Here is an 8576-nt window from a genome sequence, read left to right as displayed (position 1 = left end):
AGGCCCGGCAAGCGCAGCGCCGCCGGGCAGGACACCTCCGGCGCCATACCTGCCTTTGTGCCGGATGGCGCTACGCTTATCCGGCCTACAGGATCCTCTCCTGAGCCCCTATACCGTAGGCCCGGCAAGCGCAGCGCCGCCGGGCAGGACACCTCCGGCGCCATACCTGCCTTTGTGTCGGATGGCGGCATAAATGCCTTGCCCGGCCTACCGGCGCCTCCCGCAGGCTTATGCTACTCCGCCGGGCAACTAACGCCAGGCGGCTTATTTCACGCCTTCTGCTTGGCCTCAGACTCCTGACTGCTGTTCAGCGCCAGCGAGACCGCCAGCGTCTGGGCCAGGCACAGGGAAGCAACCTGCGAGCGGAAGCCATCCACCTGCGCTTCCCGCACCACAAAGCAGACATCGCTGAAGGCCGCCAGCGGGCTGACCTGGCTGTCGGTAATGGCGATCTGCCGCGCTTTGCGCTGCGCGCCCAGCTCCACCAGCTCGACCACTTCCCGAGCGTACGGCGAGAAGCTCACCGCCACCACCACGTCTTTCGGGCCGACCAGACTCAGCTGCTCGGTGAACATGCCGCCGAGGCCGTCGATCAGAAAGGCTTTGCGATCGAGGTGGCGCAGCGCATAGGTCAGATAGGAGGCGACGCTGAACGACCGGCGCAGGCCAATGACGTAAATATTTTCCGCCTCGCCCAGCAGGGCCACCGCGCGCTCCAGCTCATCGCTGGAGGTCTGCATCGCCAGCTGCTGCAGCGCCTGGTTGTTCACCATCGTGAACATATTGAGGATTTCCGTCGGCGTTTCCGGCGGGCTGGACTCATCGCTGGTGGTCTGGCGGAACAGACGGGCGCGCTCGGTATAGTTGGCGGTCTCTTCCATCAAATGCTGCTTGAACATCTGTTTCATTTCGTTAAAGCCGCTGAAGCCGAAGGCGTTGGCAAAACGAATCAACGTAGAAGGGGGAACGTCCGCCTGTTGCGCAATGGAGGCCACGGTATCGAAAGCCACGCTATTGCTGTTATCAAGGATATAGCGGGCGACCTGTTTCAGACGTTTGCTTAACGTATCGTAGCGACGCCTGATTTCATCCTGCAGGATGGTCAGCTGTGTTGGGTTATTGGCCATAGAGTGCGCTCTGAGAAAATGGAAGGAATATGGCTTCCAGTGTACCAAATGAAGCGAATTTTTCATTTATTGCGACGAAATACGCGATTCATTTCACGAAGAAACAGAAAAACGCCCGCTCCGCAAGGTGACGGAGACGGGCGTTGGGGGATCAGCGGCGGGCTTCCCGCCAGTAGCCAATAAGCGTCAGGTAGTTGCGTTTCACTTCCTCTATCAGCGCCTCATCGCTGAGCTCTCCCTGCATCCAGCGCCGCGACGGCTGGCCAAAGATGGTGCGCCCGACGGCGAAACCTTTGATCATCGGGTGTGCGGCCGCCTCGGCGAAACCGGCGCGCAGTTTGTCGGAAGGCGCGTCGAGGCCGAGGATCAGGATCCCGCGGCTCCACGGATCTTCGCGCTCGATAAGGGCGGTGATCTGCTGCCAGCTGGCGCTGGAGAGCGGCGGCAGCTTCCACCAGTCCGGCTTGATCCCCAGCTGATAGAAGTGTTCCAGCATGGTGTGGTAATGGCGCTCGTCTTTGTCCGGGCCATTTTCCGGCAGGATCACCTCCAGCAGCAATTCATGGCCTGACTTGTTACAGGCCTGCCACACCTCGAGCAGCAGGGCGTCCTGCTCTGCACGCAGCGCCGCCGGGTCGTCCGGGTGATAGAAGACCAGACATTTGACGACATGCTCCAGCGGCCAGTCGATCAGCTGCGAGCCGATGTTGCCATGCTCCAGACGCAGCGGTCGCGAGCTGGGCAGTTCGATAGGGCGCCCGATCCACCAGCCCTTGCCGGTAATGGCGTTCAGCGCGCGCTGGCCGTAGGTGCCGTCGGCCAGAATACCGCTGCGCTGGTCAAGGCCCGCCTCCTGCGCCGCCGCTTCGGCCGCGGCCAACAACAGCAGCTTGAGCTGCGGAATGCAGGCTTCATCGCGCCCGGCCTCCCGCGCCAGATCGGCCAGCTGTTTGCGATGGTCGAAGGCGAAAATGCACAGCTCCGGCCACTGCTGGCGGCGGCTGGTCACCCGGTGCAGGTGGTTGAGGCGATCGTCGACGTCCGGGCGCGGCACCGATTCGGCGCGCTGCAGGTAGTCATCGAGTTCGACTTTGGTCGGCATCGCCGGCGCACAGCCGTGGCGGGAGACCACCAGCGCCCCGCAGGCGTTGGCATAACGGCAAGCCTGCTCCCAGCCCTCGTCGTTAAGCCAGCCGCGCAGCAGGCCCGACATAAAGGCATCTCCGGCGCCCAGCACGTTGAGCACCTCCACGCGCACGCCCTGCTGCAGCGGCACCTGGTCCCAGCTGTCCGGGATGTCGCCTTCCAGCACCACGCAGCCCATCGGCCCGCGCTTGCAGACGAGGGTGGCTTTGGTGGCATTGCGCACATTTTTGAGCGCGGTCAGGGTATCGGTGCTGCCCCCGGCAATATGAAACTCTTCTTCGGTTCCCACCACCAAATCGAACAGATGCAGCACTTCCTGCAGCTGGCTGGTGACCGGCCCGGACTCAATGAAACGGGTTTCGCCATCGCCGAGCGAGGTGAGTCCCCACAACACCGGACGGTAATCGATATCCAGCGCGGTACGCAGGCCGTGACGGCGGGCGTACTCCAGCGCCTTCAGCACCGCGGCGCGGGTGTTGGCATGCGACAGATGGGTGCCGGTCACCGCCAGCGCCCGGGAGGAGGCAATATACTCCTCGCTAATGTCGTCAGGCGTTAAGGCCATATCGGCGCAGTTATCGCGGTAGAAAATCAGAGGGAAAGTCTCCTGATCCTTTATCCCCAGCATCACCAGCGCGGTCAGGCGGGATTTGTCGGTAATCAGATACTCAGTATCCACCCCGGCGCGGTTGAGCGTTTCACGCAGGAAACGGCCGTTGTGTTCATCGCCAACGCGCGCCAGCATGGCCGATTTCAGCCCCTGAATCGCGGTGCCAAAGGCCACGTTGCCGGAGGAGCCGCCCAGATATTTCGCGAAACTGGCAACGTCTTCTAGCCGCGAACCGATCTGCTGGGCATAGAGGTCGACGGCCACCCGACCTATACAGATGACGTCGAGCCGCTTTACTGCTGCATTCATAGCTAGGATTTCCTTTTTGGTGTCTGCTGCCTGGAAGGGTCGGGATCCCGACGTCGACTCCGTGAACAGCCTGAGGGTTATTGGTTACCCTTAGTTTGAGAAATAAATATTTCATTTGCAAACTCGTTCGAAATTAAAAAACCAAAAGTGTGAGGGATCTACCACTCTGCCGCACTGAGCCTCGCGTGAGCGCGGATCGTCCCCACTGTTGACCCGGGAGAAAATGAAACGCCACACGACATCCATTTACCTATGATTTTTAAGGGGATATTTCCGTGTGCTGCGGCAAAAAAGGGCCCGAAAACGTGTCAGGAATGTAAGTGAAACGTATGAAATGGGTAGAGAGTTTGATCCTTCTCGCAAAATGAAATATTTCTTCTGTATTTGTATTTAATGAAAAAAATGTTTGCCTATAATCCACAGGTATTCCAGTGACGTGAACGACGGCCCCGGCGGCATCGGCGCGACGCCACACACAAATACTGAACAATAAGGATTGTGCATCATGGGCAAACTGAGACTGACAACGGCGCAGGCGCTGGTGAAGTTCCTCGATAACCAGTACCTGGAAGTGGATGGCGTAGAGCTGAAGTTCGTGAAAGGCATTTTCGCGATATTCGGCCATGGCAACGTCCTGGGGCTGGGGCAGGCGCTGGAGCAGGACAGCGGCGACATGCGCGTCTATCAGGGGCGCAACGAGCAGGGGATGGCCCACGCGGCCACCGGTTTTGCCCGCCAGGCCTTGCGCCGGCAGATTATCGCCTGCACCTCCTCCATCGGTCCGGGGGCGGCCAACATGATCACCGCCGCCGGCACCGCCAGCGCCAACCGCATTCCGCTGCTGCTGCTGCCGGGCGATGTCTTCGCCACCCGCCAGCCGGACCCGGTGCTCCAGCAGATTGAACAGAGCTACGATCTCAGCATCAGCACCAATGACGCCTTCCGCGCAGTCAGCAAATACTGGGACCGCATTACCCGCCCGGAACAGCTGATGAGCGCCTGCATCAACGCCATGCGCGTCCTGACCGACCCGGCGGAAACCGGCGCGGTGACGCTGTGCCTGCCGCAGGATGTGCAGGGCGAAGCCTGGGACTACCCGGAATCCTTCTTTGCGCGCCGGGTGCACCGTCTTGACCGCCGCCCGGCCAGTGCCGCGCAGCTGGCGGACGCCGTCGCGGCCATCAAAGCCAGTCGTAAACCGCTGATCGTCTGCGGCGGCGGGGTGAAATACTCCGGCGCGGGCGAAGCGCTGTCCCGTTTCGCCGAGCGCTACGGGGTGCCCTTCGCCGAAACCCAGGCCGGGAAGGGGACGGTGGTCTCTTCTCACCCCCTGAACGTCGGCGGCGTCGGCGAGACGGGCTGTCTGGCGGCGAACCTACTGGCGAAAGAGGCCGACCTGGTGATCGGCGTTGGCACCCGTTTCAGCGATTTTACCACCGCCTCGAAATGGATTTTCCAGCACCCGGAGGTGCGTTTCCTGAATATTAACGTCAGCAACTTCGACGCCTGGAAGCTGGACGGTATTGCCATGCTGGCGGACGCCCGGGAAGCGCTGACCGCCCTCGACGCGGCGCTGGCGGACAGCGGCTGGCAGGCCGGCTGGGGCGCGCAGATCGAGAGCGTGCAGAGCCGTCAGTTAAAAGAGACCCAGCGCGTCTACCAGGCGGTGTGGCAGGAGAAATCCTTTGTCCCGGAGATCGACGATCATCTCGATCGCGAATCAGTGTATCGCGAATTCCGCCAGATCACCGACTCCACCCTGACCCAGAGCAGCGTCCTTGGGGTACTGAATGAAACGCTGCCGGCCGAGGCGGTGATCGTCGCGGCGGCGGGCAGCCTGCCTGGCGATCTGCAGCGCGTCTGGCGCAACCGCGCGGAAAACACCTACCACGTGGAGTACGGCTACTCCTGCATGGGATATGAGGTCAACGCCGCGCTGGGCGTGAAGCTGGCGCAGCCGCAGAGCGAAGTCTACTCCCTGGTCGGCGATGGCTCGTTCATGATGCTCCACTCTGAACTGGTCACCTCTCTGCAGGAGCGGGCGAAGATCAACGTCGTGCTGTTCGACAACATGGCCAACGGCTGCATCAACAACCTGCAGATGGAGCACGGGATGGACAGCTTCGGCACCGAGTTCCGTTACCGCCAGCCGGAAACCGGCCAGCTGCAGGGCGGCCTGGTGCCGGTGGACTTCGCCACCATCGCCGCCGGCTACGGCTGCAAAACCTGGCGCGTCACCACCCTGGACGAACTGCGCCACGCGCTGGACGCCGCCCGTCGCGAAACGGTCAGCACCCTGATTGATATTAAAGTGCTGCCGAAGACCATGGTGCACAAATACGGCAGCTGGTGGAACGTTGGGGTCGCCCAGACGGCGCTCTCTGAGCGGATCCGCAAAGTTGCGCAAATGATTAATGAAAAGCGCGCCCAGGCGCGTGATTACTAAAACGAACATCCACTCTGAATCCTACAGACTTACGGAGAAAACCATTATGTCGCTCAAATTAGGTGTCATCGGCGCTGGCGCTATCGGTAAAGAACACATCCGTCGCTGCACCCAGGTTCTGCAGGGCGCCACCGTTGTGGCGGTGTCTGATATCAATGCCGACAACGCCCGCGCGGCGGTCGCGCTGCCGGGCGTGCAGGCGGAAGTCTACGCCGACGGCCACGACGTGATTAACGCCAGCGATGTCGATGCCATCCTGGTCACCTCCTGGGACCCGACCCACGAAGAGTACACCCTGGCCGCCATCGCCGCCGGTAAGCCGGTGTTCTGCGAAAAACCGCTGGCGATGACCGCGGAAGGCTGCCGCCGCATCGTCGATGCTGAAATGAAGGCCGGCCGTCGCCTGGTGCAGGTTGGCTTTATGCGCCCGTACGACGAAGGCTATCTGGCGCTGAAAAAAGTGATCGACGATGGCGATATCGGCGCGCCGCTGATGCTGCGCTGCGCCCACCGCAACCAGTCGGTCGGCGAGAACTACACCACCGATATGGCGATCACCAACACCCTGATCCACGAGCTGGACGTGCTGCGCTGGCTGCTGAACGATGACTACCGTTCCGTGCAGGTGCGCTTCCCGCGCTCCACCTCGCACACCCACGCGCGTCTGAAAGATCCGCAGATCGTCTCCTTTGAAACCAAAAAAGGCACCCTGATCGACGTCGAGGTGTTCGTGAACTGCCAGTACGGGTATGACATCCAGTGCGAAGTGGTCGGCGAGACCGGAATTGCCCGTCTGCCGGAGCCGTCTGCCGTCCAGATGCGCAAGTCCGCCAGCCTGTCGACTGCCATTCTGACCGACTGGAAAGACCGCTTTATCAAAGCCTACGACGTCGAGCTGCAGGCCTTTATCAACGACGTCAAAGCCGGCCAGCTGCACGGCCCGTCGGCCTGGGACGGCTACGCGGCGTCGGTGGCGGCGGACGCCTGCATTAAAGCGCAGGGAACCAGCGAGCCGGTTGAAGTGACGCTGCCTGAGTGCCCGGCATTCTATAAACGTTAAGCACGTTTTGCTGACGGAACTTCTTTGCACAGGTAACGACGATGAAAATTGCCTTTGATGTGGATGTCATTAAGGACCTCGGGATCACCCGCATGGTCCATCAGGTAGCGGAGTGGGGCTACAAGTACATTGAACAGTCGCCGCACCCGCAGATTAACCCGTTCTACAAGCACCCGCGCGCCAGCCGGGAGATCATGGCGGAGTACAAGCAGGCGCTGCGCGATACCGGCCTTGAGCTGTCGTCGTTTATCTGCGTCTACCGCTGGTCCGGCCCGGACGAACTGCGCCGTCAGGCGGCGGTGAAAAACTGGAAACGGCTGGTAGAAATTGCGGTGGAGATGGGCGTTCAGGTGATCAACACCGAGTTCTCCGGCGATCCGAATCAGCCTGAGATCTGCGATGAAATGTTCTATCGCTCGATGGAAGAGCTGTTGCCGATTTTTGAGCGGGAAGGCATTCGCGTGGAGATCCAGGCGCATCCCTGGGATTTCTGCGAAGAGAACAATGAAACCGTCGATATCGTGAAGTCGTTCCGCAGCGATAACGTGAAGTACGTCTACAGCGTGCCGCACACCTTTTTCTACGACAAAGGCGTCGGCGATGTGGCGAGCATGCTGCGCTATGCCGGGAGCGATCTCTCCCATGTCCTGATTGCGGATACCCGCAATCATACGAAACATTGCCGCTATATCGTTAACCCGCCGGGCGTGGATGCCGTGGTGCACCAGCACGTAGGCGTCGGGGAAGGGGATGTGGATTTCGACGCGCTGTTCCGTACCCTGCGCGAAATGAAATTCGCCGAGCAGACCTTCAAGGTCGGCGGGGAGCCGATTGTCGCCACCTCGCTGTTTGGCTACCCGGAAAAAATGAAATACCAGGCAGTGGAAACCCGTGAACTCATTGAACGTGAATTGCTGCGCCGTTAAGGCGCAGCGGCAGGAGCCCTACTATGAACAAAGATAACGTCAAACTGGCTATCGCCCCGATCGGCTGGACTAACGATGATATGCCGGAGCTCGGCAGCGAAAACACCTTCCAGCAGATCGTCAGCGAAATGGCGCTGGCCGGCTTTACCGGCAGCGAAGTCGGCAGCAAATATCCGCGCGACCCGGCGGTCCTCAAGCCGATGCTAGATATCCGCGGCATTCAGATCTGCAACGCCTGGTTCAGCACCTTTTTCGCCAACGGCCAGCGGGAAAAAACCATTGATGAATTCGTCAATCACATGAACTTCCTGCATGCGATGGGGGCGAAAGTGATTGGCTGCTCCGAGCAGAGCGGCAGCATCCAGGGGCTGGATAAACCGATCCTCGGCGATGCGAAGCCGTGCTTCAGCGACGAAGAGTGGCAGCGGGTAGCGGAAGGCTATAACACCCTCGGTCGCCTGGCGGCGGAGAAGGGGATGCAGGTCTGTCTGCACCACCACATGGGCACCGGCATCCAGACCACTGCGGAAATCGACAAGTTTATGTCGCTGGTGGACGAGCGCGTCTTCCTGCTGTTCGACACCGGCCACGCCTGGTATTCCGAAGGCGGCGAAGCGCCGATGCTGGCGATCCTCAAAAAGTATCTGCCGCGCATCAACCACGTTCACCTGAAAGACGTCCGTCCGCCGGTGATCGACCAGGTGCGCCGCGACGGCCTGTCGTTCCTCGACGGCGTGAAAAAAGGCACCTTCACCGTCCCGGGCGACGGGGTAATCGATTTCCGTCCGGTGTTCAAGCTGCTGGACGACTTTGGCTATAAAGGCTGGATGGTGGTGGAAGCCGAGCAGGATCCTGCTCTGGCCAATCCTTTCGAATACGCCGTCAAAGCGCGCAAATATATTCGCGAAACGGCAGGGATCTAATCGTTGTGACATTTTCAGGCCATACCGGG

6 protein-coding genes are annotated in these 8576 nt (G+C 60.6%); 4 read left to right on the top strand and 2 right to left on the bottom strand.

Features of this window, described 5'->3' with window-relative positions:
• Positions 1–269: 269 nt before the first annotated feature.
• Both ABLU50_RS09765 and iolC read right to left on the bottom strand, forming a co-directional pair.
• Positions 270–1127: a MurR/RpiR family transcriptional regulator gene (locus tag ABLU50_RS09765; RefSeq protein ID WP_004206536.1), complete on the bottom strand. Its 858-nt coding sequence runs from the start codon at positions 1125–1127 to the stop codon at positions 270–272.
• Between the two features lie 151 nt (positions 1128–1278).
• Positions 1279–3192 (bottom strand): 5-dehydro-2-deoxygluconokinase, encoded by a 1914-nt coding sequence (gene iolC, locus ABLU50_RS09760; protein WP_087832350.1) that lies wholly within the window; start codon positions 3190–3192, stop codon positions 1279–1281.
• A gap of 505 nt (positions 3193–3697) precedes the next feature.
• Here iolC and iolD point away from each other — a divergent pair.
• From iolD to iolE, 4 genes are read left to right on the top strand one after another with little or no spacing between them, the layout of a single operon-like run.
• On the top strand, positions 3698–5638 hold the full coding sequence (gene iolD / locus ABLU50_RS09755) for a 3D-(3,5/4)-trihydroxycyclohexane-1,2-dione acylhydrolase (decyclizing) (RefSeq protein ID WP_087832349.1): 1941 nt from the start codon (positions 3698–3700) through the stop codon (positions 5636–5638).
• A gap of 46 nt (positions 5639–5684) precedes the next feature.
• Positions 5685–6698, top strand: coding sequence for a Gfo/Idh/MocA family oxidoreductase (locus ABLU50_RS09750; RefSeq protein WP_004186740.1), 1014 nt, complete (start codon positions 5685–5687; stop codon positions 6696–6698).
• Positions 6699–6739: 41 nt separating this feature from the next.
• A complete protein-coding gene (locus ABLU50_RS09745; RefSeq protein WP_004152193.1) occupies positions 6740–7624 on the top strand; it encodes a sugar phosphate isomerase/epimerase in 885 nt (294 codons plus the stop codon).
• Positions 7625–7647: 23 nt separating this feature from the next.
• Positions 7648–8547 (top strand): myo-inosose-2 dehydratase, encoded by a 900-nt coding sequence (iolE, locus tag ABLU50_RS09740; RefSeq protein WP_002886970.1) that lies wholly within the window; start codon positions 7648–7650, stop codon positions 8545–8547.
• The last annotated feature ends 29 nt before the right edge of the window (positions 8548–8576 follow it).

The sequence above is a fragment of the Klebsiella sp. GG_Kp173 genome (assembly GCF_040062415.1).
GTDB lineage: Bacteria > Pseudomonadota > Gammaproteobacteria > Enterobacterales > Enterobacteriaceae > Klebsiella > Klebsiella quasipneumoniae.
Note: the sequence above shows the minus strand (reverse complement) of the source record. Positions and strands in the feature narration are given on the sequence as shown.

What these genes read in the sequence shown, in the direction of transcription:
- ABLU50_RS09765 (WP_004206536.1), bottom strand. Translation starts at nt 1,127, where the DNA reads ATGGCCAATAACCCAACACAGCTGACCATCCTGCAGGATGAAATCAGG.
- iolC (WP_087832350.1), bottom strand. Translation starts at nt 3,192, where the DNA reads ATGAATGCAGCAGTAAAGCGGCTCGACGTCATCTGTATAGGTCGGGTG.
- iolE (WP_002886970.1), top strand. Translation starts at nt 7,648, where the DNA reads ATGAACAAAGATAACGTCAAACTGGCTATCGCCCCGATCGGCTGGACT.
- ABLU50_RS09750 (WP_004186740.1), top strand. Translation starts at nt 5,685, where the DNA reads ATGTCGCTCAAATTAGGTGTCATCGGCGCTGGCGCTATCGGTAAAGAA.
- iolD (WP_087832349.1), top strand. Translation starts at nt 3,698, where the DNA reads ATGGGCAAACTGAGACTGACAACGGCGCAGGCGCTGGTGAAGTTCCTC.
- ABLU50_RS09745 (WP_004152193.1), top strand. Translation starts at nt 6,740, where the DNA reads ATGAAAATTGCCTTTGATGTGGATGTCATTAAGGACCTCGGGATCACC.